The following is a 23,222-nucleotide window of genomic DNA, read 5'->3' on the forward strand; positions in this document are numbered from 1 at the left end:
TTCTCCTGACCTGGTCGCCGGGTACCCGCCGCCCGGCCGTCAATTCAGACAGTCCACGCAGAAGTGAGCAGAGTTGCTTCACTTTCGAAGCGAAGTATCTGTCGACCGTGCGAGATCGATCGATGACGGTGTGTACTGTGCTGCGAGCGGCTCACCGACGGCCCTCGGAACCAGCCCTGCCCGACTGCCCCGAACCGACCTCTGGAACCGACTCGATGATCGAATTACCGGACCTGGCGACCGGCGGTCTCGCCGTCGGCATCGTGTCCGCGCTCGCCTTGGGCGGCGGGCTGCTGCACGCACAGCGGCAACAGGCGCGCCAACGGGCCGAGATCACCGCGCTGCGCCGCCAACTCGACGGCGCGGTGAAGGCGTTCACGGCCGAGATCGAGCATCTGGCGACCCGGCGTGTCCCGGCCGCCGCCCAGCAGATGGCGCATCCGCATGTCCCCGTTCCGGGCCCGCTGCATCCGCAGACCTCGCACACGCCGATCGGCCCGGCGCTGGAACACGTGCTGAACGGGCTGCGCGTCGAGCTGGCCGCACAGCGCACCCGGATCGACGCCGCCGCACAGGCCGGCATGCGCGGGGCGACACGCGAGATCCAGGCGGCCCTCTACCGGCTCCAGGACGCGCTGCGCGGGCTGCAGCAGAAGTACGACGAACCGGAGTTGGCGCAGACCCTGTTCCAACTGGACCACGAGAACGAGCAGTCGCTGCGGCGGGCGCAGGTCGCCGCCGTGGTGTGCGGAGCCTGGGTCGGGCTCGCCCGCGAGGAGTCGCACCTGGTGGACGCGGTGACCGGCGGCCAGGCCCGGCTCGCGGGCTACCACCGGGTCCGGATCCACAACCACCTCACCGCGGGCACCGGGCTCGTGTCGCACGCCGTCGAGCCGGTCGCGATCATCGTCGCCGAGCTCCTCGACAACGCGCTGCGGCACTCCGCGCCGGACACCGAGATCCAGGTCAACCTGGAGCACGTCCACCACGGCGTCTGCGTCACCGTCGACGACGCGGGCCTGGGCATGACCCAGGACGAACGCGCCCGCGCCCAGCGGCTGGTGGCCGGTTCCGAGCCGATCCTCCTCACCGAACTGGGCGATCCGCCCCGCATGGGGCTCGCCGCGATCGGGCAGCTCACCCGGCAGTTCGATCTGGACGTCGACCTGTCGTCGCCGTCGCCGTACGGCGGGGTGCGGGCGGTGCTGCGGGTCGACAGCCAGCTGCTCAGCCGTATCGACCCCGACGAGCGCCCGCCGGCGGCCAGCGCGCCGCGCTCCACGCGCCCGGCCGAGCGGGAGGAGGCACCCGTCGAGGCGGCACGCGACTCGCGACCTGAGGCGTCCGTCGCCTCCCCCACGCACACCGAAGCGACCGGCAGCACGCACGGGTACGGGACCGAGCCCGACGGCGCCTCCGACGCCGCGTCCGGGCATCACGCCCCACGGGACACCGGCGGTCTGCCACAGCGCCGGCGCCGTAGGCGGATGGCGGCGACGTCCGGCGACACGCCCGAACCGAGACCCGCGGCACGCCGCCCGGAGGAGGCCGCCGCGGCGCTGGGGGCGCTGCAGGCCGGTACCGCCGCGGCCCGGTCCGCGTCCGGTGAGCCGGCGGACGACGACTCCACCGCCGTGCCGGACACCGGGCACGACGACACCGATCAGACCGACCATGAACACGAAGGGGGAACGGCTCGATGACCAGCCGCGATGCCGGCGACACGGCCTGGGTGCTCGAACCGATCCTGCAGGTGCCGCATGTGGTGGCCGCCGTGCTGCTCACGCGGGACGGGCTGGTGACCGGGTACACCGACGCGCTGACCCGGCCCTCGGCCGAGCGGGTGGCGGCGATCACCAGCACCGTACAGGGGGCGTGCCGGACGGCGGCCGCGGCGTTCGCCGACCGGGAGCGGGCCGAGGTGCGCCAGGTCGTCATCGAGTCGGACCACGGGTATGTGCTGATCGTGCCGACGGACCACGGCACGTGTGTGGCCGCGTACGGGGACGGGGAGGTGCGCCTGGATCTGCTCGCGCACCGGGTGCACTCCCAGGTGGCGCGGCTCGGCGAGAAGGCGATGGCCGCCGCGTCCCGAGGTGCCGACGGCGGCGCGCCGGCATGACCGGCCGCCGTGGCGGCCGCCCCCTGGTTCCCGCGTATCTGTCGACCGGCGGCGTGGCCCGGCCCAGCCGCCCCCAGCTGGAGCGGCTGTCGGTGCTCACCAGTACCGGCGCCGCCGCGCCCGCCGGTCTGCCCGCCGCCCAACTCGCCCTGCTGGACGCCCTGAACGACGGTTCGCTCACGGTGGTGGAGGCGGCGGCGCTGCTGCGGTTGCCGGTGTCCGCCGTGCGTGTCCTGGCGGGCGAGCTGATCGACCGGGACCTGGCGTCGTCCAGGGCGCCGATCCCGCCCGCCCAACGCTTCGACCCCGATTTGCTGAAGAGAGTGGCCGATGGCCTTCGCGCCCTCAAGCACACCTAGCGGCACGGCGAGACCGCCGGTCGACGTCCACCTGCCCGACACCGCCCGCGACCTGGTCAAGATCCTCGTCGCCGGCCCCTTCGGCGTGGGCAAGACGACCCTGATCGGCTCGGTCTCCGAGATCCGCCCGCTGCACACCGAGGAGCCGATCAGCGAGGCGTCCGCGCCGCTGGACGACCTGGCCGGGGTGCGGGACAAGGCGACGACCACCGTCGCCGTGGACTTCGGCCGGATCAGCCTGCCGGGCGGCGTCGTGCTGTATCTGTTCGGCACACCCGGCCAGGAGCGGTTCCGGCCGCTGTGGGACGACATCGCGTACGGGGCGCTGGGGGCGCTGGTCCTGGTCGACAGCCGTCGCATCGACGCGTCGTTCGACGTGCTGGGACTGGTGGAGGAGTCGGGGCTGCCGTACGCGGTCGCCTTCAACGCCTTTCCGGACGCGCCAAGGCACCACACCGAGGAACAGTTGCGCGCCGCCCTGGACCTGGAGGCGGGCACACCGATGGTGACGTGTGACGCACGGGACGCCGACTCGTCCGTCGACGCGCTGCTCGCGCTGGTCCAGCACCTCATCGACCGTCACGCTCCGGAGGACCGGTGACCACCCGATCGCCCGACCGGCAGGCATTCCCCCACTCGGCGCCCGTGCGGCTGTGGGAGGACGGCTTCGCGCTGGATCCGTACTCCTACTACGACGCCCTGCGCGCCCAAGGGCCGGTCGGCTGGGCGGAGTTGGCGCCCGGTGTGCCGGCGTACGTCGTCACCGACCGGCGGGCGGCGCTGGATCTGCTGCGCGACACGGACACGTTCTCGCACGACCCGCGGCCGTGGGAGGCCACGGTCGCCGACGACTCGCCGATCCTGGGCATGATGCGCTGGCGGCCCAACACCCTGTTCGCCGACGGTGCGGCCCACGTCCGGTACCGGACCTCGCTGATCGACACCTTCGACCGGATCGAGCCGCACGATCTGCGGGCCCGGGTGCACCGGGCGGTGCGGGTGCTGGTGGACCGCATCGGGCCCAAGGGCGAGGCCGATCTGGTCGCCGAGTTCGCGCGACCGCTGATGGCGCTGGTGTTCAACAGCCTCTTCGGGCTGCCCGACAGCCACAGCGACCGGCTCAACACCGCGCTGGGCAAGATGATGGAGGGCGGCGCCGAGGCGGCCGAGGGCGAGGCGGAGTTCGGCGGCTACGTGCTGGAGCTGATCGCCGCCAAGACCGAGGAGCGGGGCGACGACCTGCCGAGCCGGCTCCTGGACCACCCCGCCGGGCTCACCCCCGAGGAGGTCACCTGGCAGGTGTTCCTCACCCTGGGCGCCGGGCACGAGCCGACGGCGAACCTGGTGTCGAACGCGCTGTCGCGCATCCTCGGCAACCCGCTGTACTACTCCACCCTCACCAGCGGCGCCCGCCCCGTGACGGAGGCGGTGGTGGAGGTGCTGCACCACGAGACACCGCTGGCCAACTACGGCATCCACTACGCGCGCAGCCCGGTGTCCTTCCACGGCACGTGGATCAGGTCCGCGGTGCCGGTGGTCGTCTCGTACGGGGCGCTCGCCCACTTCGCCGAGCGGGAGGCCACCGGCGGCCGCCACCCCCGGGACGCCTCGCACCTGTCCTGGTCGGCGGGTCCGCACGCCTGCCCGGTGCGGCAGCACACGCTGCTCATCGCCACCGAGGCGATCGAGCGGCTCACCCAGTGGCTCCCGGACCTGGAGCCGGTCCTGCCGCGGGCGCGCCTGACATGGCGGCCCGGCCCCTTCCACCGCTCACTGACCTCCCTGCCCGTCCGGTTCAGCCCCAGGGGGTGTTGTGAGAGTCCCGCACAGCACCCGCGGCGCCCGGCACGCACCCTCGGCGCACCGAACACCGCAGGCACCGCACGGGACGCTCACAACACCCCCTAGCTCCCCCGACCAGCCAGGAGTCCCCTCGTGACCGTGTCCGACCGCACCGACCGCTTCGCCATCGACCCGTTCGGCGCCGACATCCCCGGTGAGAGCGCCCGGCTGCGCGCCCTCGGCCCGATCGTGCCGGTGGAGCTGCCGGGCGGGATTCCCGCGTGGGCGCCCACGGGCTACGACACGCTCAAGGAGCTGATCCTCGATCCCCGGGTCAGCAAGGATCCGCGGCGGCACTGGCGGCTGTGGCCCGAGCTGGGCGATCACCCCTCCTGGGGCTGGATCCTGGGCTGGGTGGGCGTGGTCAACATGCTCTCGACGTACGGCTCCGACCATGCGCGGCTGCGCAAGCTGGTCGCGCCGAGCTTCACCCAGCGGCGCACGGAGATGATGCGGCCACGGGTGGAGGCGATCACCGCGGAGCTGCTCGACGCGCTCGACAAGGGCGAGTCGGAGGTCGATCTGAAGGCCGCTTTCGCCCACCCTCTGCCGATGCGGATGATCTGCGAACTGTTCGGCGTGCCGGAGGAGTTGCGGGAGGACACCGCGGCGCTCATCGCGGCGATCATGGACACCTCCGACCCGAGTCCGGAGCACGCGGCGTTCGTGCAGCGGCAGATCGGCACGGTGCTGCCGGCGCTGATCGCGTACCGCGGCGAGCACCCCGGGGACGATCTGACGACCGAGCTGATCCGGGTGCGCGACGAGGACGGCGACCGGCTCGGCGACGAGGAACTGCTGTACACGCTGCTGCTGGTGATCGGCGCCGGGTTCGAGACGACCGTCAATCTCATCGGCAACGCGGTGGTCGCCCTGCTGACCCACCCCGAGCAGTTGGACGCCGTACGGTCCGGACGGATCGGCTGGGACGCGGTGATCGACGAGACGCTGCGTGTGCACCCGTCGATCGCGTCGCTCCCCCTGCGGTTCGCGGTCAGCGACATCGAGGTCGGGGACGTGACGATCGCGGCCGGGGACGCCATCATCACGACGTTCGCGGCCGCGGGAGTGGATCCCGCGCACTACGGGCCCGACGCGGACACCTTCGACGCGGCGCGCGGGGCGGACGACCATCTGGCCTTCGGGATCGGGGTGCACCGGTGCATCGGCGCGCCGCTGGCCCGCGTCGAGGCGATGACCGCGCTGCCGGCCCTCTTCGACCGCTTCCCCGAGCTGCGGCCGGCCGTCGGCGCTCAGGAGCTGCGTCAGGTGCCGTCGTTCATCGCGTTCGGCTGGCAGGAGATCCCGGTCCGGCTGCGGGGATGATCGGCGTCGGGGCGCGGGGACGCGACCGGTCCCCCGTTCCGGTCGTGTCCCCGCGGAGAGTTGAACTTACGTCCACGACGCGGGCATTGGGTATCGCGTCGATGCCCACTGTGCCGCCGGCGGGACTCACCCGTGCACAGGTGAGTCCGGATGGCCCGGTTTCGCCCGGTGCAGTACGGGCTCGGTCAGGTCGCCCAGCGTGAGATGGGCCAGGACGACCTCGTACAGGTCGCTGCCGCCGGCCAGGAGACGGCGTTCCAGGACGGGTTCGGCGCTGCGGACGTGCTCGCGGACGGTCTGGGCATGGACGCCGAGGGTCTGCGCGGTCCGTTCGGCGTTGCCGCCCTCGGCGATCCAGGTCCGCAGGGTGCGGCGCAGGTCCCGGGTGTCCTTGTCGAGGTGGGCGAGGAGGTCCTGCGCCCAGGTGCGCATCGCGGGTCCGGTCAGCAGGTCCCGCAAGGGGACGAAGGTCGCCTGCGCGGGGCTGTCGTCGGCCGGTGTGTCGCCCAGGCCGATCTGGATGTTGAGCGCGAGGTGGACCACGGCACGGGCCGTCAGATCGGCGAAGTCCGTGCCCAGCAGGGCCTCCACGCGTTCCATGCGGGCGCGGACGGTGTTGCGGCTGACGCCCATGACCTTGGCCGCGCTCACGGCGGTGAACTCCAGGCCCAGCCGGGTCGTGGCGAGCAGTTCGGCGCGGGTGTGGTGCGGCAGCGTGTCGAGCGGGCGCAGCAGCCGGTCCGTCCACCCGCGCAGGGCCGCCGGGTCGATCAGGCGCTCGGGGTGGGTGCGCTCGGCGTAGACGGCGGCCTTGTCCGGCCGGAAGTGCGCGACGGCGAGCGCGCTCACGGCCTGCCCGTAGGCGGTGGCGGTGCGGGCCAGGCTCTGCCGGGCGCTGCCGCCGATGAAGGTGCGCGGGCGCCGGCCGATCAGCGCCCTGAGTTCACGCGCGTCCGCCTCGCCGGGCGTCACGACGATCACATGCTCGTCCACGGCCGGGCAGAGCACGACCAGTGCGCGCTCTTCGGTGACGTCGATGCATTCCCCGGCGAGCCGGTCGCGCTCCTCGGCGGTGCCCTCGACGACATGGACGCAGGCGCTGTCCGTGTCGAGCAGGCCCGGCCACAGCCCCGCGGCGACGCGGCGCGCGGCGACGGTGTCCTCCACCATCAGCAGTTGCAGGATCGCCAGGCGCAGATCGGAGGTGGCCTGTTCGAGCCGGAGTCCGGCGGCGGTCGTCTCGTCCGCCTTGAGCAGGAGTTCGATGACCTGGACGGTGTGCGTGACGATGTCGGAGGCGCGCCGGTCGAAGGGCGTCTCGCGCGACACCGCGAGGACGCCCGCCGCGGAGGGGTTCGGGTACGTCACCCGGACCAGCCGCACATGACGGCCCTGGCCCTCCCAGGCGGCGGAGGCGATACGGCCGGCGGCGACACCCTCGACGAGGTGGTCGTCCAGGGGCGGCCGGGTGCCGGCGAGGAGTCTGCCGGTGTCGTCCTGGAGCGAGACGACGCCCCGCACGGTGTCCGCGAGCCAGGCGACGACCCGGCGGACGTCCCGGCCGCCCGGCCGCAGGTGCTCCAGCAACTCCTCCGCCCAGGCCGAGCCGTCGGCGCCCGGAACCCCCGCCCGACGGTTCCCGTCCTCTCTGCCAGCCACTTCGGCGTTCACCTCGTCCTGCACTTATTCACAACGTACCGGTCGGGGACGTTACCTCACATATCCGTGAACGCGGGGTCGGCGGACTCCGGCTCCGCCCGCCTGCGCGGCGGTTGGGCCGTGAGGGCATAGGCTCGGCGAATGGCGAAGTACTTCGACGTGCACCCCGACAATCCCCAGCCGCGCACCATCGCCCAGGTCGCCGAGAGCGTCCGCTCCGGTGCGCTGATCGCGTATCCGACGGACTCCTGCTATGCGCTGGGCTGCCGGCTGGGCAGCCGTGACGGCATCGACCGGATCCGGGCCATTCGCCGCCTGGACGACCGGCATCACTTCACCCTGGTCTGCCAGGACTTCGCGCAGCTCGGCCAGTTCGTGCGGGTGGACAACGACGTGTTCCGCGCGATCAAGGCGTCGACGCCCGGCAGCTACACGTTCATCCTGCCCGCGACGAGGGAGGTGCCGCGCATGCTGCAGCATCCGAAGAAGAAGACGGTGGGCGTGCGCATCCCCGACCACGTCGTGACACAGGCACTGGTCACCGAGCTCGGGGAGCCGCTGCTGTCGAGCACGCTGCTGCTGCCCGACGAGGAGGAGCCGATGACCCAGGGCTGGGAGATCAAGGACCGGCTCGACCATGTGCTGGACGCGGTGGTCGACTCCGGGGACTGCGGCACCGAGCCGACGACGGTGATCGACTTCTCGGGCGGCGAGGCCGAGATCGTACGGAAGGGAGCGGGTGACACGTCCCGGTTCGAGTAAAGGCGTCCCCAAAGGGGAGGGGGTGCCGCGAGCCGTTTGCATGCTGCGTGCAACCATGCGTGCGGCCCGGTTCCACCGGCTCGGCGACCTGTTCGCCGTGAACCGCACAGAGAGGCACCCCCATGACCTCCGTACAGGGAACAGACGTCGACCTCCCCATCGAGGACGGTGTGGCGGACGCCTATCTGGCCCATCCGGGCGACGGTCTGCCCCGACCGGGCGTCCTTCTCTACCAGGACGCCTTCGGACTCCGTCCCCACCTGCGGCGGATGGCCGACCGGCTCGCCGGGGCGGGCTACGCGGTCCTCGTGCCGAACGTCTTCTACCGGCACGGGCGCAGCCCCGTCTTCGATCTGCCCGAGTTCATCGACCCCGAGGCGCGGCCGGAGCTGTGGCAGAAGATCGTCCCGGTCATGCGGTCCCTGACGCCCGAGCTCGCGGTGCGCGACGCCGGCGCGTATCTGCGCTGGATGGCCGAGCGGCCCGAGATCGCCGACGGCCCGGTCGCCCTCACCGGTTACTGCATGGGCGCCCGGCTCGTGCTGCGCACCGCCGGCGCCTACCCGGACCGGGTGGCCGCCGCGGCCGGTTTCCACGGCGGCCAGCTGGCGACCGACGCCGAGGACAGCCCGCACCTGGCCGCCGAACACATCACCGCGGAGCTGTACTTCGGGCACGCCGACGCGGACCAGTCGATGCCGCCGGAGCAGATGGAGCGCCTCGCCGCCGCGCTGACCGCGGCCGGAGTCCGCCACCGGTACGAGGTGTACGAGGGCGCCCACCACGGTTACACGCAGGCCGACACCTCGGCGTACGACGAGGCCGCGGCCGAGCGGCACTGGGCGGCGCTGCTGGACCTGCTGAAGCGGACGTTCTGATCCGCTGGGCCACTCCGCGTCGCGGCACTCCCGCCCACGCGGATGCGATGATCGAACCGTGACCGACTTACTGACACCCCAGGACATCGCCCGCCGCACCGCCGCCGCAGCCGACGCGGCCGTCGCGGCGGGGCGGGATCTCGGGCTCACCGTCACCGATGCCAAGGTGCTCTACGAGCTGTTCTCCGTCGTCGTCCACCTCGCGCCCGCGCCGGTCGTGGCCCGGATCCCCACCGTGCTGCCGAGCTACGCCGACCTCGACTCCCTGGCACACCGTCAGCGGGCGGAACTGGACGTGGCCCAGTGGCTCGCGGATCAGGGAGTCCCGGTGATCCCGCCGAGCCCGCTCGTGCCGGCGGAGCCCGTGCGGCGGGACGGGTTCTCGATGACGTTCTGGCGGTTCGTCGAGGAGGACCGGGACCGGGCGCCCGACTACGCGGCGAACTCCGCGATCACCGCCGACCTGCACGCCGCGCTGCGCACGTACCCGGGCCGGCTGTCCTACCTGTCCGCGGCCGAACCGCGGTTCATCACGGACGCCCTCGCGTCGCTCGAACAGCGCCCCGACCTCGTCGAACCGGCCGATCTGGACCGCGCGCGCCGCGAGTGGCGGGTCCTGGAGCCGCTGGTGCGCTCACGCGCGGCGTTCGAGGAGCGGTTCCCGGGCATCGACCTCCAGCCCGTCCACGGCGACTCGCCGCCCGCGAACATCTTTCCCGGCGTGGACGGGGACCTCTACTCCGACTTCGAGCTGATCACGTTGGGGCCCGTCGAGTGGGACCTGGCCGCGCTCGGTCCCGACCTCGAAGCCGCCTACGACCGCCGGGCCCTGAGCAAGGGCATGAGGCCGCTGGACCAGGACGTTCTGCGCTTCGTGAACGCCGTGGGAATGCTGCGCACCATCGCGGCCCTCACCCTCGCACCGCAACTGCCCGCCCTGCTCGAGTACCTGGAGCCGGCCATCGCCCAGTGGCGGACCGCGCCGTTCGCGGGCGGCCTGGCCGACCTGCCCTGAAGGGATGCGGCGACTGCCCCGACAAGGCCGACGCGGGCGTGGAGTTGGGCGGCGGATCGGCGATCAGGGGCGCCGCCTGTCCGCGCGTAGGGCATCCGCGGTGGCCACCAGGGCCGCACCGACGCCGGTCAGTGCGGCGCCCAGGCCGGTGACCAGCGTGGTCAGGTGCCAAGCCTGGTAGGCGGACAGCAGTGAGCCGCGCAGGGTCTCCCCCATGAAGACGGTCTGGCGCAGTTGCTCCAGCTTCTCGTCGTCGCCCCCGGTGGCGTGCAGCTCTTCGGTGATCTCGGCGTAGCTGCGACCGCCGGCGGCATGGACGAGATGATCCTTGATCATCTCCGCGTAGGCGTGGGCCTGGGCGCCGCTGTCCACCGGCACACCGGCCAGGTGGGTGAGCTGGGCGGGAAGGCCGTGCGTGGGGAAGGTGATCCGCTGGTTGGCCAGTTCGGTCCGGATCTCCTCGCGTGCGCTGCGGCCGCGCAGCAGCATGACGGGCCCGGCGGCCAGCAGGGCCGCGCCAACCGTCCCCAGCAGCACGCCGGCCCGGCGGTGCGCACCATTCATGACGTGTCTTCCTTCTTCTCGTAGGTCCGTGGGTGTCCGTGGTCAGCGGTGGCTGAGGCGGAGCCGCCAGGCGTCCGGGCCGCGCTGGAGGTACTCCACCCCGAAGCGTCCGGGCTCGCGCTGCTCGATCTGCGCGAGGAGCGGCAGCGGGTCGTGCGGGGCGACGAGCACCATGGCGTTGCCCGCCGGGACCGCGTCGAGGGCGCCGAAGACCGTGGCGTGGCGCAGGGCGTGCGGGACGTCCCGCACGTCCAGTTCGGGAACCTCGGCCTCCTCCTCGCCACCGCAGCCGCACCCTCCGCCGCAGCCACCGCTCTCCTCGGTCGCGTCGCCCGTGGCGTCCTTCGCCGTACCGGCGGCCTGGGCCCCCGCGGTGCCGTCCGTCGCCGACTTCTGCCGTGCGAGCATGTCCCGCAGGTCGGCGAGCAGCGCGGCCAGACGGACACCGGGTGCGACGGCGAGCAGCGGCAGCACCAGGCCGTTCTCCTTGGCCACGTGCTCTTCGAAGAGCACCTGCAGTGCCCGGGCGTCGGCCGCCGCCCCCAACGCCGTGGGGGCGGCCCGCAGGGAGCCGACCAGCGCGGCGAGGCAGCTGTGTTCGGCGATCAGGCTCTCGATGAGCAGGCGGCTGTCGGGCAGTCGGCGCGCGGCAGGGTAGAGCACGGCTTCCTCGGCGGCCGCGTGCGGCAGGAGCTCACGTTCACAGAAGGACACGAGACCGGCCCGGATCCGCTCGGCCGCCCCGGGCTCCCGCTCCGCCGCGGTGAGCAGCAACGCCACGCGCCCGGCCAACTCTCCGGCGAGGTCGACGTGGTGCGCCTCGGCGGCTTCGAGAGCGGCGGCGTCCTCGGGGGCCGACGCAATGGTGACAGCACTCATGAGGGGGTCTCCAACGGTTCACGGCCGGTCGGGCCGACCGGCGCGGGTAGGGCGCCGACTCGTCCGCCACGCCCTGAGGCGACCGGCGCACCCGCCCGCCAGCCTGTAGCGGGACGCCGGCGCCAGGACGTGGCGGACGGACGACCATCCGGCGATGACAGGTGGGACGACCGGATGACGACCGGACCGGGGCTCGCCGCGCCTCGTGGACGCACGAAGACGAGGCCGAGCGGCAGGACACGACGGCCCGTGGCGCTCCCGGCCGGTCGTGGACCAGCATCACCGTGCCACCGCCTCCGTCGCCTGGGCCGGACGGTCCACCGGGCAGCGCCTCCCGGTCCCCGCCGCGCATGCGGAACAGGGCCGAACGGCCGTGTGGGAAGGGGAAGGTCGACCCAGTCGGAGCCGCTCCCCGTCCGCCTATCGTCCGGCCTCATGGACAACGGCCCACATCCGGAGCACTCGCACATCCGCACCCGGCAGGCCCGCCCGGTCGCCACCGGGCCGGCGGTGCGTCGATGTCAGAGGGGCTGACCGGGCCGTACGGCGTCACGTCGCCGACACGCCGTCGGCCCGTACGGCGCTCACCAGCTCCGACGCCCCTGTCCTGTCTCGCCTCGACGCATGCCGTCGGGCCACGCCCGCAGAAAGACGCGCCATGATCCTCGAAGACCTCCGGACGGCCTGCCGCAAGGACCCCGCTCTGCACGGCGTTCACATCATCGAGCTCCTGCTGTATCCGGGGCTGTGGGCCATCTGGTCGCACCGGGTCGCCCACCGGCTGCACCGGCTCGGCCTGCCGTTTGTGCCCCGACTGCTCTCCCAGCTCTGCCGAGCCCTGACCGGCATCGAGATCCACCCCGGCGCCGTCATCGGCCGCCGCTGCTTCATCGACCACGGCATGGGCGTGGTCATCGGTGAGACCGCCGTCCTGGGCGACGACGTGATGCTGTATCACCGGGTGACGCTGGGCGGCACCGGCTGGTGGACCGACACGAAGGGCACGCGGCGGCACCCGACCGTCGGCGACCGGGTCGTCCTCGGCGTGGGCGCCACCGTGCTCGGCCCCGTGTACGTCGGCCACGACACGACTGTCGGCGCACACGCTCTCGTCCTGCGCGACGTCCCCGCCCACTCCTGCGTCCGCGCCGCCCGACCGGACACCACGACCCGCGGCCGCACCGCGACGCCCCCACCGCGCGCCGGCCTCCCCGTCACCACCGACCGGACAGAAGGACGACCATGACAGCGATACATCCCTCGATCACGGCGCTGATCGGCCGTACCCCCCTGGTGGCGCTGCGCCGTTACGGCGCGGACCTGCCCGTCCGCCTGGTCGCCAAGCTGGAGTCCGCCAATCCCGGCGGCAGCGTCAAGGACCGCATCGCGCTGGCGATGATCGAGGACGCCGAGGCCACCGGAACGCTCCGGCCCGGGCAGCGGATCATCGAGCCGACCAGCGGCAACACCGGCATCGGCCTCGCCATGGTGGCCGCCGCCGGGAACCATCCGGTGACCCTCACCATGCCCGAGAGCATGAGCGTCGAACGTCGCGCCCTGCTGCGTGCCTACGGTGCCGAGCTCGTCCTGACTCCGGCCGCCGACGGCATGCGTGGCGCCGTCGCCCGGGCCGCCGAACTGGCGGAGCGCCACGGCTGGTTCATGCCGCAGCAGTTCGCGAACCCGGCGAACCCCGACGTCCACCGCCGTACCACCGCCCAGGAGATCTGGCAGGACACAGCAGGCCAGGTCGACGTCCTGGTGGCCGGTGTCGGCACCGGCGGGACCGTCACCGGTGTCGGGCAGGTGCTGAAGGAGAAGAAGCCGGAGGTCACCGTGGTGGCCGTGGAGCCGGACGAGTCGGCGGTGCTGTCCGGCGACTCACCCGGCCCGCACCGTGTCCAGGGGCTCGGCGCCGGGTTCGTCCCCGACGTCCTCGACACCACGGTCTACGACACCGTTCGCCGCGTCTCCCTGGACCAGGCCCGGGAAGAGGCCCGCCGTCTGGCCCGCACCGAGGGCATCCTGGCCGGCGTCTCCGGCGGAGCGGCCCTCCACGCGGCCGCCGCGGTCGCGCGTCGGCCGGAGCACCTGGGTGCGCTGATCGTGGTCGTCCTGCCCGACACCGGCGAGCGGTATCTGAGCACGGACCTGTTCTCCTGATCACGCGTCGCCTCACCCACGGGAACAGGCACTGCCGTCCCTCCGCCTCCTCGGCGGTGCCACCCTTGCGGACGTATGCCGCGCCAAGCTCACGCCGGGGTCGGCCAAGGTGCCCGGCAGGTCGGCGACCTTGAAGGGGAATGCGGTCGGACAGGCCGCGGGGTCGTTGCGCACGGTCAGTTCGCGGCGAAGCTCCCGCTCGACCAGCGCCCGCCGCCCGCGCCCGGCGAAGATGTGCGGGGCCCGGCCGGGGCCCCCGACTGGGTCCTCGCAAGGATGGTCGCCGGGCCCGGAACCCGTACTTGCGGCTCCGTAACCAGATGCTCAGCCGGCATGGCCCACCCGGCGGCTGATCTCCTCCGCCCCCTTGAGCAGCACGGGCGCCAGCTCGTGCATGCGTTCCTCGGTGAAGCGGTACGCCGGTCCCGACGCGCACAGCGCGGCGACGACCCCGCCGTCCCGGGAGCGGATCGGGGCCGCCATGGCATGCAGCCCGACCTCGAACTCCTCCAGCGTCACCGCGTACCCGCGGTCCCGCGCCTCGGCGAGGTGCCTGTCCAACTCCCGCCCGGCGGTGAGGGTATTCGGCGTCACCCTTTTCATACTGGAGTGCGCGAGCAGCGTGGTGCGTTCCCGCGCCGGCAAGTGGGCCAGCAGGACCTTGCCGGTGGCGGTGGCGTGCACCGGGGTGGGTTGGCCGACGCGACTGTGCGTGCCGACCGCGCCCGGGCCGCGGACCTGGTAGAGGGTGATCGCGTAGTGCTCCTTCAGGACGGCGACGCTGATGGTCTCGCCGATCTCCACGGTGAGTTGCTCGCACACCGGCCTGCCCTGCCGGGTGATGTCGAGACGGTCCACGACCGCGCCCGCCAGGTGCACGAGCCCGAAGCCGAGTCGGTACCTGCCCCGCTCGGCCGTCTGCTCGACCAGACCGCGTGACTCCAACGCCCCGAGCAGTCGGAACGCGGTCGACTTGTGGACATCGAGCTGCGCGGCGGCCTCGCGGACACCCGCCTCACCGCGCTGGGCGAGGATCTCCAGGACGCTCACGGCACGGTCGACGGACTGCGCCCCGTTCACCACGGGACCTGTTGTCGAATCCTGTCGCATATCGCTCCCATCGTGCAGGTCAGCCCCTGTCGAGACGTGGAGGGGTGCGGGGTCCGGGGTGCGTCGGACGGCTGCCGAATCGCCGCCAGCATGCGACACCGACCGCGTCGTCCTCCTCGGCCGACCGGCCCCGGTACGGGGACCTTTGGGCCCTGTCGGCGCGGCGCGGGCCGGGCCGGAAGGTCACTCGGCGGGGACCGATGGACCCAGGCGCGGGACGGCGTGGGCCGCCTAGCGTCCCCACTCATGGAGAACGACAAGCCGGCACGTCCCCCGCGCGGGCGTGCCGCCGAGAGCCGGCCACTCGCCGCCCCGCGCCTGCCGGCCCGGCCGTACATGGCCCACCGGCACCGTGCCACACCGGCGACGACCCCGACGACCGTGCGCCGGGCCCGGTCGGCCTCCGGCTCCCGGCGAGCGGCATGAGTCACGGCCCCGCGCTCTCGCCGGACCCCACGACCACCCCACGCCCCCACACGGTGGCCTCGAGCCGCCGAACGGGATGGGTGATGGTCACCACCGGGATCGTCGGCTGGCTCGCCTCCTTCCGGCTCACCGTGGACGACTGGCGGCTGCTGCGCGACCCGGCCTACCAACCGCCGTGCGACATCAGCCCCGTGGTGAGTTGCGGCAGCGTCATGTCCAGCTCGCAGGGCAGCCTGCTCGGCTTCCCCAACATGCTCCTCGGACTGGGCGCCTTCGCCGCCGTGATCGCCCTGGGCATCGCCGTGCTCTCCGGGACGCGCCTGCACCGCGGGCTGTGGCTCGCGCTGGGCGCCGGGGCGCTGACGGGGGTGGTGTTCGTCCACTGGCTGATCGTGCAGTCGCTCTACGAGCTCAACAAGATCTGCCCCTACTGCGCCGTCGTCTGGGTCGTCACCATCGCCCTGTTCTGGTACGTGACCCTGCACTGCCTCGAACAGCGAATCGTCCCGGTGCCCCGGGGTGTCCTGGAGGTCGTGCGGGACACCCACTGGATGATGCTCGCCGCCTGGTACGGGGTGATCGCGATGCTCGTCCTCACCCGCTTCTGGTCGTACTGGAGCAGCCTGCCGTGACGGGCCCACTGGACCCCGCACTCGGGACGTTCGGCCCCCGCACCCCTCTCCCACTCGAAGTTAGGTTCACCTAAGTAGCACCGACGCAGGCTGTGGAGAGCGAGGAACGAGCATGGCATCGACGGACCCTTCGGCCCTGGAGAAGGAGCGGAAGGACATTCCCCTTCCCGGCGACGGACTGGACGCCACCCGTATGCCGGGCCACTGGCTGCTGGCCCGCTTGGGCAAGCGCGTCCTGCGTCCCGGTGGCGTAGAACTGACCCGCTGGATGCTCGACACCCTGGCCCTCGGTCCGGACGACCGAGTGGTGGAACTGGCCGCGGGGCTCGGGGCCACGGCCCGGCTGACCCTCGCGCGCATCCCGGGCTCCTACACGGCAGTCGACCGCGATCCCGCCGCCGTGGCGGTACTGGGCACTCTGATCGCCCCCGGCGCGACCGACGTCGCGGCCGTACGGGCCGACGCCGCGGACACCGGTCTGCCGGCCGGCAGCGCCACCGCGGTGTACGGGGAGGCCATGCTGACCATGCAGCCCGAGCCCGCCAAACGCCGCATCATGCGCGAGGCCCGGCGGCTGCTCGCCGACGCCGACGGCCGGTACGCCATCCACGAGCTGTGCCTGCTGCCCGAGGACCTCGACCCGGAACATGCGGAGGCGATCACGCGGGACCTGGGCGAGGCCATCCACGTCGGCGCCCGTCCGCTGACCCCGCGCGGCTGGGTCGACCTGCTCGCCGCCGAGGGCTTCACCGTCACCGCACGCCGGCGAACGCCGATGGCCCTGCTCGAACCCCGCCGGCTCATCTCCGACGAGGGATTCGCGCAGGCCGCGCGCATCGCCGGCCGGGCTCTGCGCGATCCCGAAGCCCGCCGGCGTGTCCTGCGGATGCGCCGCGTCTTCCGCCGCCACCAGGCCCACCTCGGCGCCATCGGCCTCATCGCCACACCCACCCCGCGCACCGTCTGAGGAGACCCGCATGTCCGCCACCGTCATCCCCGACCTGACCACCGAACTGCCGCTGCCCGAGGACGGCACCCTCAGCCGCGTCCTGTACCGCGACGACCGGCTGCGCGTGATCGGCTTCGCGTTCGCCCAGGGGCAGGAGCTGACCGAGCACACTTCGGCTCTGCCGGTCGTCATCCAGGTCGTGCAGGGCCGCCTGGACCTCGTCCTCGGTGACGAGAAGTCCGTGGCGACGCCCGGCAGTTGGATCCACCTGCCCGCCCGACTGCCCCACACCGTGCGCGCCATCGATCCCACCATCATGCTGCTGACCATGCTGCCCGCCCCGGACCCCACTGCGGCCGGCGGCCCCGCCGCGGCCTGAACCAGCCCCGCCGACACGCACTCAGCGGCCCAGGGACGCCGGTGGCGTGGTGTCCGCAACGGAGCCGGAAATCGGGAGGCGGGCGGTCGTCGCCCGCTCTCTCGTCAGGGCGCTGATGACCCTACGGGCCAGGAACGGATCGGCCGGAAGGACGTGCGCGGCGAACCAGCGGGCGGCAGCGGGGTCGGGGGACGGTTCGACGAACTCCGCGCCCGCGTAGTCGTCGAGCGGAGGATCGTAGACGTATCCGGAGACCACGCCGTGCCTCACCAACCGCTCCACCAGGGCGTCGCGGTCGTCGACGAGGAGCGGAGCACGGAAGAGGGGCGGGGGCCCGTCGTACGCCGCCTGCTCTCTCAGTGCCGGGGAAGCCCACGCGGTACCCGAAAGCAGCGACACGCCGACCCTGCGCCGGGTGAGATCCCGGTCCAGGCCGGCCATCCGCAGTGCCAACTGTCCGCGGACCAGGGCCCCATGGCGGGTCCGGTAGCCATGCAGGTCGACGCGGACCCAGGGCTCGTAGGGAGTCAGCCCCGGCGCCCGGCCCGCGCAGGCGGCCAGCCGCGGTGCGCGCAGGGCCATGCGGAAGTCGTCGCGTTCCAGCGCTCCGAGGTGCCGCAGCATCCGCCACACGGGGTGCACCAGGTGGAGGCGGCACACAGCCGAACGGGCCAGCGGCCGCAGCGTGGTGGCCAGGTCGTCGCGCAGGCGGCGTGGGGTGAGCAGGTCGTCGCGCAGGAGTTCCAGCTCGCGCCGGGTGCGTGCGTCGTCGACGGCGAGGAAGCCGCCCGCCATCCCCGCGACATGCTTGGAGAGGCTGAACGCCGCGGCCCTCCCGAACGTCCCGATCGGCTGCCCGTCCACATGCGTGCCGATGGCGTGCGCCGCGTCCTCGATCAGGGGGATGCCCAGCGCGGCGCAGCGGCGGCGCAGTTCGACGACCCGGTCGGGCAGCCCGTACAGGTTGGTGGTCAGAACGGCGTCCACAGCGCGCCAGGTGGACGCCGGTACGGCGGCCGGGTCGATGTTGCCGTCCCACCGGGACACCGGGGCCTGGACCGGGCGCAGTCCGGCGGCGAGGACGACGAAGAGGATCACGTCGTCGTTCACCGGGGACATCAGCACCCGCGCACCCGGCCGGCACCAGCGCCGCAGCGCCAGATACAGGGCCAGTCGGGCCGAGGGCGTGTAGACGCATTCACGTCCGATGCGCCGTGTCATCGTCGCGGCGAGCCGCGATCCGTACGGCATCGTCACCTGCTTCCGTTGCTTCCGTTGGAGGGGCGCGTGGCGGACGCGGTGCGTTCGGGCGCGTGCCGACGGGGCACGGCGGCTCCGGCCAGCACCGACGTGCGGAAGGTGCCGGCCGTCTTCAGCAACCGGTCGGCGGGCTGCCGCAGCCCGGGATGGGCCAGAACCGTGTTCCGCAGGCCGCGCACCGGGCCGCGCCACATCCGGTGCGCGGCCGACACCGGGTGGAGGCGGGCCGCGAACCCCTCGCCCACGCGCAGCTCTCGGGTCTTGAGCCAGTCCTTGTACTCCATGTCGCCGCGCCCGAGATCCACGTAGGTCACTCCGTGCGCGCCGGCTGCCTCCGCCAACCTCAGATGCATGATCAGCCCGGGCGAGTAGCGGCCGAACTCGGGGTCGTACGCGGGAAACCAGGTCGCCAGCACCGTGCGCGACCTCGGCCCGAAGTGCGCAGCCACCGCCCGGTCACCGGCGTACAGCACGGACAGCACACCGGTGAAGTGCTCGTCCCGGGTGTGGAACAGGTCGTCCACCAGGTGCACGATCCACGGCCGGGCGAACCGGTCCATCCGGCCCGTCCTGCGGTACTGCGCGGACTTCCACCGCATGAGCCGGCGCAGCATCCGCGGGTCGCGCTCGTCGAAGACGAACCGCACCTCACCGATGTCGCGCCCCAAGCGCCGTTCCTTGGCCAGCGTGGACTTGGTGAGCCGAGGGGAGGTGCGGCGCAGCCACTGCGCGTATCCCGTCCCGTGGTGCTCCAGGTCGATCACGGGTGAGGCGAACATTCCGGTGACATGTCTGGCGAAGGGTCCCTGCTCCTCGACGAGGTGGTCGAACTCGAAGACGGACAGCCCGCAGGCCCGCAGCAGCTCCCCGGTGTCCCAGGTGACCCCTGGGCGGTGCACCAGCGCCTGGCAGTCGGACAGGCCGAGCCCGATCGCCCGGCCGACGCCTAAGACCCCGCGCTGGTACGGAAGAAATCCGACGGGCTCCCCGCTCTCCCTCAGGACGGCCACGCGCGCTCCGCGTCGGTGTCGAGCGATCGCCATGGCGAACTGCGGTGACAGGAAGGGGTTGGCGTACTGGGGTGAATCGTCCATCGTCCCGTGCCACACGCGGTGAAGTGCGGGGCTCAGCTCGTCGAGGCGGTAGTTCGTGATGTCCATCTCAGACCTGCCGATCTCCTCGGTTGACGGTTGTCGGAGGCGGCCCTTGAAGACGCTCCTCACCGCGCTCCTCGACGTGATGGACGACCCGCCACAGCACCTCCGTGACGCTCCGGCACTCCTCGTCGCTGAGCCTGGCGGTCACGTACGCCACCTCCTCGTCCATCTTCGGCGACAGACGCAGCATCAGCGCCTCGCCGTCGGCCGTGAGGTCGAGCAGCACCAGCCTGCCGTCGCAGGGGTGGTCGGACCGTCTGATGAATCCCCTGCGCTCCAGCGTCCGTGAGACCCCGGTGAGGGTCCCTTTGGAGATCCCCGCTTCCCGCGCGACATGCCGGGTCTCCGACTCGCCTCGGACCCAGACGACCCGGAGCACCACGAACGCCGTCCAGGTCAGGTCGGCGCCACGCAGCACGGAGTTCTCGAGGTGCTGCCGTACCACCGAGCCGGCACGGCAGAGGGCGGCGACCACGGCTGTCCGTGCGGTGAGGACCGTGGTGTGACCCAGGGGGTGGGACATTTCCCGTACGTCCGGTTCGGGCACCCCGGCCTCCTCTGCACTTCCGCGTCCGTACGCACCGGTCTCCTGACGCCCGCGCTGCGGCCGGTCACACGCCAGCATGGAGATGCCGACGCGTTCACGCGTGGGCCGAACAGGCACGTCCGCATGACCCGTTGGTCCCTTTCGACACCTCCGGCCGGGCCCGACGGCCGTCCGGACAGGGGCTTTCGACCCACAGCCGGCTGCCACGTCCTTCGACTCTCGCTCCCTCAGCCACCTCCTGTACCGCGTCGGCCTCTGCGCGGCGGCGGCGAGCCGGCGTTCCGGATCTCCCGCAGGCCGGGGTGGCGTCGGCGCAGTTGGTGTTCCAGGCGCCGGTGCAGTGTGACCCAGGCGGCGGGGCAGCCGTGGCAGGCGCCGCCCAGGCGGACGGTGACGATGCCGTCGCATACGTCGACCAGGTCGATGGAACCGCCGTGGGAGCGCGCGAGGTCGCCCACCGGTCCGGCGAGGACGTCCCTGGCCGCGCTGTACAGCAGTGCGTCGTCGCCGCCGTGGCCGGTGTCGCCCGCGGCGATCCATCCGGTGGGTTCGTCGAGGGCGGCGTGCAGCGCGGTACGGACCCGAGGGCCCTCCCGGGACCAGCTGCGGTCCGAGCCGAGGACGGTGACGACCGCCGCCGGTTCCACCGTGATCCGTGCCAGGGTGCCGTCGGCCAGCAGCCCCGCCAGTGGCGCGGGTGCCTCGGCGAGCGGGCCGGTCACGGTGAGGATGCCGGCCGGCGTGATCCAGCGCAGCCGGTCGGGCCGACCGGGTACCGGCTGGGCGTGCAGGGGGATCACCGGTCGCGCTCACCCGCCCGACAGGACGGTGACCGTCCTGGCCAGCCAGGCCATCAGCCAGGCCAGCGCCGTCAGATAGGCGAAGGCGGTCAGCGGCCATCTCCATGTGCCGGTCTCCCGGCGCAGGACCGCCACGGTGGCCATGCACTGCAACGCGTAGACGAAGTAGACCAGCAGCGCGGCGATGGTGGGCGGGGTGAGGACCGGCTCCCCGGCGCGGGGCCCGTCGGAATGGGTCATGTCCCGCAGCGCCTGCCCCGGGTCCTCGGGTTCCTCGGCTGCCGCGACCTGCCCGAGGGTGGCGACGAAGGTCTCCCGTGCGGCCTGCGCCGACAGCACTCCCACGTTGACGCGCCAGTCGAAGCCCAGCGGCTCGAAGACGGGCGCGACCGTCCTGCCGAGGCCGGCGGCGTAACTGTGGTCGACGGTGTAGGCGGACACGGCCACGGGATCGGCGGTGTCGACACCCTCCGCGCGCAGGTGCGCGGCCGAGTGCAGCGGCAGGTTCAGCAGCAGCCACAGGGCGAGGGTGGTGGCGAGGATGACGGTCGAGCACTTGCGCAGGAAGGCCCCGGCGGCGGACCACACCGCCGTCAGCACCGCGCGCGGCGTGGGCAGTCGGTAGGGCGGCATCTCCATGAAGAACGGCACCGCCTGGCCACGTCGGTCGCCGAGCTTCTTGAACACCCAGGCGGCCAGCATCGCCGAGACCGCGCCGAGCAGGTACAGGCCGAACATCACCAGACCCTGCGCGCCGAACGGGCCCACCCTCGCGGAGGGGTCGACCAGCAGGCCGATGAGCAGGACGTAGACCGGCAGCCGCGCCGAGCAGGTCATCAGCGGGGCGGCCATCATGGTCGCGACGCGGTCCTTCGCCGAGGGCAGCGTGCGGGTGGCCATGATGCCGGGGATCGCGCAGGCGAACGAGGACAGCAGTGCCACGAACGCACGGCCCTCCAGCCCGAAGCGCGCCATCACCCGGTCCATCACAAACGCCGCCCGCGCCATGTAGCCCACGCCCTCCAGCAGGGCCAGCAGCAGGAACAGCAACACGATCTGCGGGACGAAGACCAACACACCGCCGACGCCGCCGATGAGCGCGTCGCCCAGCAGCCCGGCGGCCCATGGGTTGCCGACGTGCGCGGCGACCTGGCCCGACAGCCGTCCGAACAGCGCCTCGACGTAGCCCTGGAGCGGCGCGGCCAGGGTGAACACGGTCTGGAAGAACAGCGTCATCACCGCGAAGAACACCACCGTGCCCGCCAGCGGATGCAGCAGCACCGCGTCGACGCGCCGGGTGACCCGGTGCCGCTCAGGGGCCTCGTAACCGGCGAAGGCCAGTACCGACTCCGCCCAGGCGTCCCGCTCGCCGGGCTCGGTGGGCGGGGCCACGGCCGGGATGGGCCAGGCCCTCCAGTCGGCGAGCCTCGCGCGCAACTGTGCGACGCCGTACCCACGGTGGCCCACCACCGCCAGGACGGGCACCCCGAGCGCCTGAGCCAACGCGTCGACGTCCAGACGGCCCTGACGGCGCACCAGCTCATCGGTGAACGTCACCACCACACAGGTGGGCAGCCCGCGGGCCAGAACCTGCGCGACGAACCCGAGGGACCTCCACAGGGTGGTGGCATCCACCACCACCAGCAGCGCGTCGGGCCGCTCCGCCCCCTCCAGCCGGCCGTCCAGCACATCGACCGCGATCCGCTCGTCCGGGCTGACCGGTTCCAGACCGTAGGTACCCGGCAGGTCCTCGACCACATACGTGTGCCGGCCCGCCCGGCAGGTCCCGACGAACCGGGACACGGTCACCCCGGGGTAGTTGCCGGTCTTGGCACGCAGCCCGGTCAGGGCGTTGAAGACACTGGTCTTGCCCGCGTTGGGGCTGCCGACCAGGGCAACCCGCGGTGTCCCGGCCACAGTCGCCTCCGCGCCGCCGGCGTCGTGGCAGCCCGCGCTCACCGCTCCGCCTCCACGACCTGTACGTACGCGGCCTGCGCCCGCCGCAGACACACCTCGTAGTCCTTGACCCGGTAGACGACCGGGTCACGCAGCGGAGCGCGGCGCACCACCTCCACCACCGCGCCGACGGTGAACCCCAGATCGTTCAACCGGCGGGCCACCGAAGGCGACCCGTCAGCGACGACCGCTGCCACCGTGGCACGGGCGCCGGGCGCCAGATCCGCCAAGGCACAGCGCTCGCCTCGGATGACGGCGACCGCCCTGTCCCCCGCCCTCTCGCACTCCCGGTCAAGCTCGCTCATCCGTGCCTCCGCCACAGCATGCCGACCCTCCACAGGGTCCAACTAAGGCGAGGCTAGCCTTACCAATATGGACGGGGCGTGGGCGTTCCGGCCCGCGGGCAGGGGCCCCTTCGGCCCCATCGACAAGGCCAC

General features: G+C 72.7%; 25 protein-coding genes. 15 read left to right on the top strand and 10 right to left on the bottom strand.

The features are described 5' to 3' along the window. Positions 1–215: 215 nt before the first annotated feature. The 6 genes from IM697_RS25055 to IM697_RS25080 are packed head-to-tail and all read left to right on the top strand — an operon-like array spanning position 216 to position 5,649. Positions 216–1,703 carry an ATP-binding protein gene (locus IM697_RS25055; protein ID WP_194038353.1) on the top strand — a complete coding sequence of 496 codons (1,488 nt, stop codon included), beginning with the start codon at positions 216–218 and terminating at the stop codon, positions 1,701–1,703. After that, positions 1,700–2,122: a roadblock/LC7 domain-containing protein gene (locus IM697_RS25060; protein ID WP_194038354.1), complete on the top strand. Its 423-nt coding sequence runs from the start codon at positions 1,700–1,702 to the stop codon at positions 2,120–2,122. Before IM697_RS25055 ends, IM697_RS25060 begins: the two co-directional genes overlap by 4 nt. Then, positions 2,119–2,481 carry a DUF742 domain-containing protein gene (locus IM697_RS25065; protein ID WP_194038355.1) on the top strand — a complete coding sequence of 121 codons (363 nt, stop codon included), beginning with the start codon at positions 2,119–2,121 and terminating at the stop codon, positions 2,479–2,481. Before IM697_RS25060 ends, IM697_RS25065 begins: the two co-directional genes overlap by 4 nt. Further along, entirely contained in the window at positions 2,453–3,082 is a 630-nt protein-coding gene (locus IM697_RS25070) for a GTP-binding protein (RefSeq protein WP_194038356.1), read from the top strand. Before IM697_RS25065 ends, IM697_RS25070 begins: the two co-directional genes overlap by 29 nt. Next, positions 3,079–4,389 (top strand): cytochrome P450, encoded by a 1,311-nt coding sequence (locus IM697_RS25075; protein ID WP_228044166.1) that lies wholly within the window; start codon positions 3,079–3,081, stop codon positions 4,387–4,389. The genes IM697_RS25070 and IM697_RS25075 overlap by 4 nt, the downstream gene beginning before the upstream one ends. 27 nt (positions 4,390–4,416) lie before the next feature. After that, entirely contained in the window at positions 4,417–5,649 is a 1,233-nt protein-coding gene (locus IM697_RS25080) for a cytochrome P450 family protein (RefSeq protein WP_194038357.1), read from the top strand. 126 nt (positions 5,650–5,775) lie between these two features. Here the strand turns inward: IM697_RS25080 and IM697_RS25085 are convergent, their stop codons facing one another. Beyond that, entirely contained in the window at positions 5,776–7,308 is a 1,533-nt protein-coding gene (locus IM697_RS25085; protein ID WP_194038358.1) for a helix-turn-helix domain-containing protein, read from the bottom strand. 141 nt (positions 7,309–7,449) lie between these two features. Here IM697_RS25085 and IM697_RS25090 point away from each other — a divergent pair, with 141 nt between their 5' ends. The 3 genes from IM697_RS25090 to IM697_RS25100 all read left to right on the top strand — a co-directional run bounded on the left by IM697_RS25090 (position 7,450) and on the right by IM697_RS25100 (position 9,963). After that, the gene (locus tag IM697_RS25090; protein ID WP_194038359.1) at positions 7,450–8,070 is read left to right on the top strand and encodes an L-threonylcarbamoyladenylate synthase; all 621 of its coding nucleotides are present in this window, start codon (positions 7,450–7,452) and stop codon (positions 8,068–8,070) included. 122 nt (positions 8,071–8,192) lie between these two features. Continuing rightward, entirely contained in the window at positions 8,193–8,948 is a 756-nt protein-coding gene (locus IM697_RS25095; RefSeq protein ID WP_194038360.1) for a dienelactone hydrolase family protein, read from the top strand. Positions 8,949–9,006: 58 nt separating this feature from the next. Next, positions 9,007–9,963: an aminoglycoside phosphotransferase/kinase family protein gene (locus tag IM697_RS25100; protein WP_194038361.1), complete on the top strand. Its 957-nt coding sequence runs from the start codon at positions 9,007–9,009 to the stop codon at positions 9,961–9,963. A gap of 63 nt (positions 9,964–10,026) precedes the next feature. On the opposite strand, the gene IM697_RS25105 is transcribed toward IM697_RS25100, so the two are convergent. After that, positions 10,027–10,527, bottom strand: a complete 501-nt coding sequence (locus tag IM697_RS25105) for a hypothetical protein (RefSeq protein WP_194038362.1) — start codon at positions 10,525–10,527, stop codon at positions 10,027–10,029. Positions 10,528–10,569: 42 nt separating this feature from the next. After that, entirely contained in the window at positions 10,570–11,406 is an 837-nt protein-coding gene (locus tag IM697_RS25110; protein ID WP_194038363.1) for a DUF2249 domain-containing protein, read from the bottom strand. A gap of 658 nt (positions 11,407–12,064) precedes the next feature. On the opposite strand from IM697_RS25110, the gene epsC reads away from it, so the two are divergent. Together epsC and cysK are read left to right on the top strand one after the other, a co-directional pair. Then, positions 12,065–12,652, top strand: coding sequence for a serine O-acetyltransferase EpsC (epsC, locus tag IM697_RS25115; RefSeq protein ID WP_194038364.1), 588 nt, complete (start codon positions 12,065–12,067; stop codon positions 12,650–12,652). Next, positions 12,649–13,569 (top strand): cysteine synthase A, encoded by a 921-nt coding sequence (gene cysK / locus IM697_RS25120; RefSeq protein WP_194038365.1) that lies wholly within the window; start codon positions 12,649–12,651, stop codon positions 13,567–13,569. The genes epsC and cysK overlap by 4 nt, the downstream gene beginning before the upstream one ends. Positions 13,570–13,893: 324 nt before the next feature. Here the strand turns inward: cysK and IM697_RS25125 are convergent, their stop codons facing one another. Further along, entirely contained in the window at positions 13,894–14,679 is a 786-nt protein-coding gene (locus tag IM697_RS25125; RefSeq protein ID WP_194038366.1) for an IclR family transcriptional regulator, read from the bottom strand. Between the two features lie 246 nt (positions 14,680–14,925). Here IM697_RS25125 and IM697_RS25130 point away from each other — a divergent pair, with 246 nt between their 5' ends. From IM697_RS25130 to IM697_RS25145, 4 genes are all read left to right on the top strand, one after another. Continuing rightward, complete coding sequence (locus IM697_RS25130) at positions 14,926–15,105, top strand: hypothetical protein (protein ID WP_194038367.1); 180 nt, start codon at positions 14,926–14,928, stop codon at positions 15,103–15,105. Between the two features lie 83 nt (positions 15,106–15,188). After that, positions 15,189–15,737, top strand: coding sequence for a vitamin K epoxide reductase family protein (locus IM697_RS25135; protein WP_194038368.1), 549 nt, complete (start codon positions 15,189–15,191; stop codon positions 15,735–15,737). Positions 15,738–15,849: 112 nt separating this feature from the next. Beyond that, positions 15,850–16,704: a class I SAM-dependent methyltransferase gene (locus IM697_RS25140; protein WP_194038369.1), complete on the top strand. Its 855-nt coding sequence runs from the start codon at positions 15,850–15,852 to the stop codon at positions 16,702–16,704. 10 nt (positions 16,705–16,714) lie between these two features. Next, complete coding sequence (locus IM697_RS25145) at positions 16,715–17,065, top strand: cupin domain-containing protein (protein WP_194038370.1); 351 nt, start codon at positions 16,715–16,717, stop codon at positions 17,063–17,065. 21 nt (positions 17,066–17,086) lie between these two features. On the opposite strand, the gene IM697_RS25150 is transcribed toward IM697_RS25145, so the two are convergent. From IM697_RS25150 to IM697_RS25175, 6 genes are all read right to left on the bottom strand, one after another. Further along, complete coding sequence (locus IM697_RS25150; RefSeq protein ID WP_194038371.1) at positions 17,087–18,316, bottom strand: DegT/DnrJ/EryC1/StrS family aminotransferase; 1,230 nt, start codon at positions 18,314–18,316, stop codon at positions 17,087–17,089. Positions 18,317–18,318: 2 nt separating this feature from the next. Continuing rightward, complete coding sequence (locus IM697_RS25155) at positions 18,319–19,485, bottom strand: GNAT family N-acetyltransferase (protein WP_194038372.1); 1,167 nt, start codon at positions 19,483–19,485, stop codon at positions 18,319–18,321. 1 nt (position 19,486) lies between these two features. After that, positions 19,487–20,005: a MarR family winged helix-turn-helix transcriptional regulator gene (locus IM697_RS25160; protein WP_194049857.1), complete on the bottom strand. Its 519-nt coding sequence runs from the start codon at positions 20,003–20,005 to the stop codon at positions 19,487–19,489. 251 nt (positions 20,006–20,256) lie between these two features. After that, complete coding sequence (locus IM697_RS25165) at positions 20,257–20,829, bottom strand: NifU family protein (protein ID WP_194038373.1); 573 nt, start codon at positions 20,827–20,829, stop codon at positions 20,257–20,259. A 9-nt stretch (positions 20,830–20,838) separates the two neighbouring features. Next, complete coding sequence (gene feoB / locus IM697_RS25170) at positions 20,839–22,788, bottom strand: ferrous iron transporter B (protein WP_194038374.1); 1,950 nt, start codon at positions 22,786–22,788, stop codon at positions 20,839–20,841. After that, positions 22,785–23,090, bottom strand: a complete 306-nt coding sequence (locus IM697_RS25175; RefSeq protein ID WP_194038375.1) for a FeoA family protein — start codon at positions 23,088–23,090, stop codon at positions 22,785–22,787. Before IM697_RS25175 ends, feoB begins: the two co-directional genes overlap by 4 nt. Positions 23,091–23,222: the final 132 nt, after the last annotated feature.

It is taken from the genome of Streptomyces ferrugineus (assembly GCF_015160855.1).
In the GTDB taxonomy this organism is placed as follows: domain Bacteria; phylum Actinomycetota; class Actinomycetes; order Streptomycetales; family Streptomycetaceae; genus Streptomyces; species Streptomyces ferrugineus.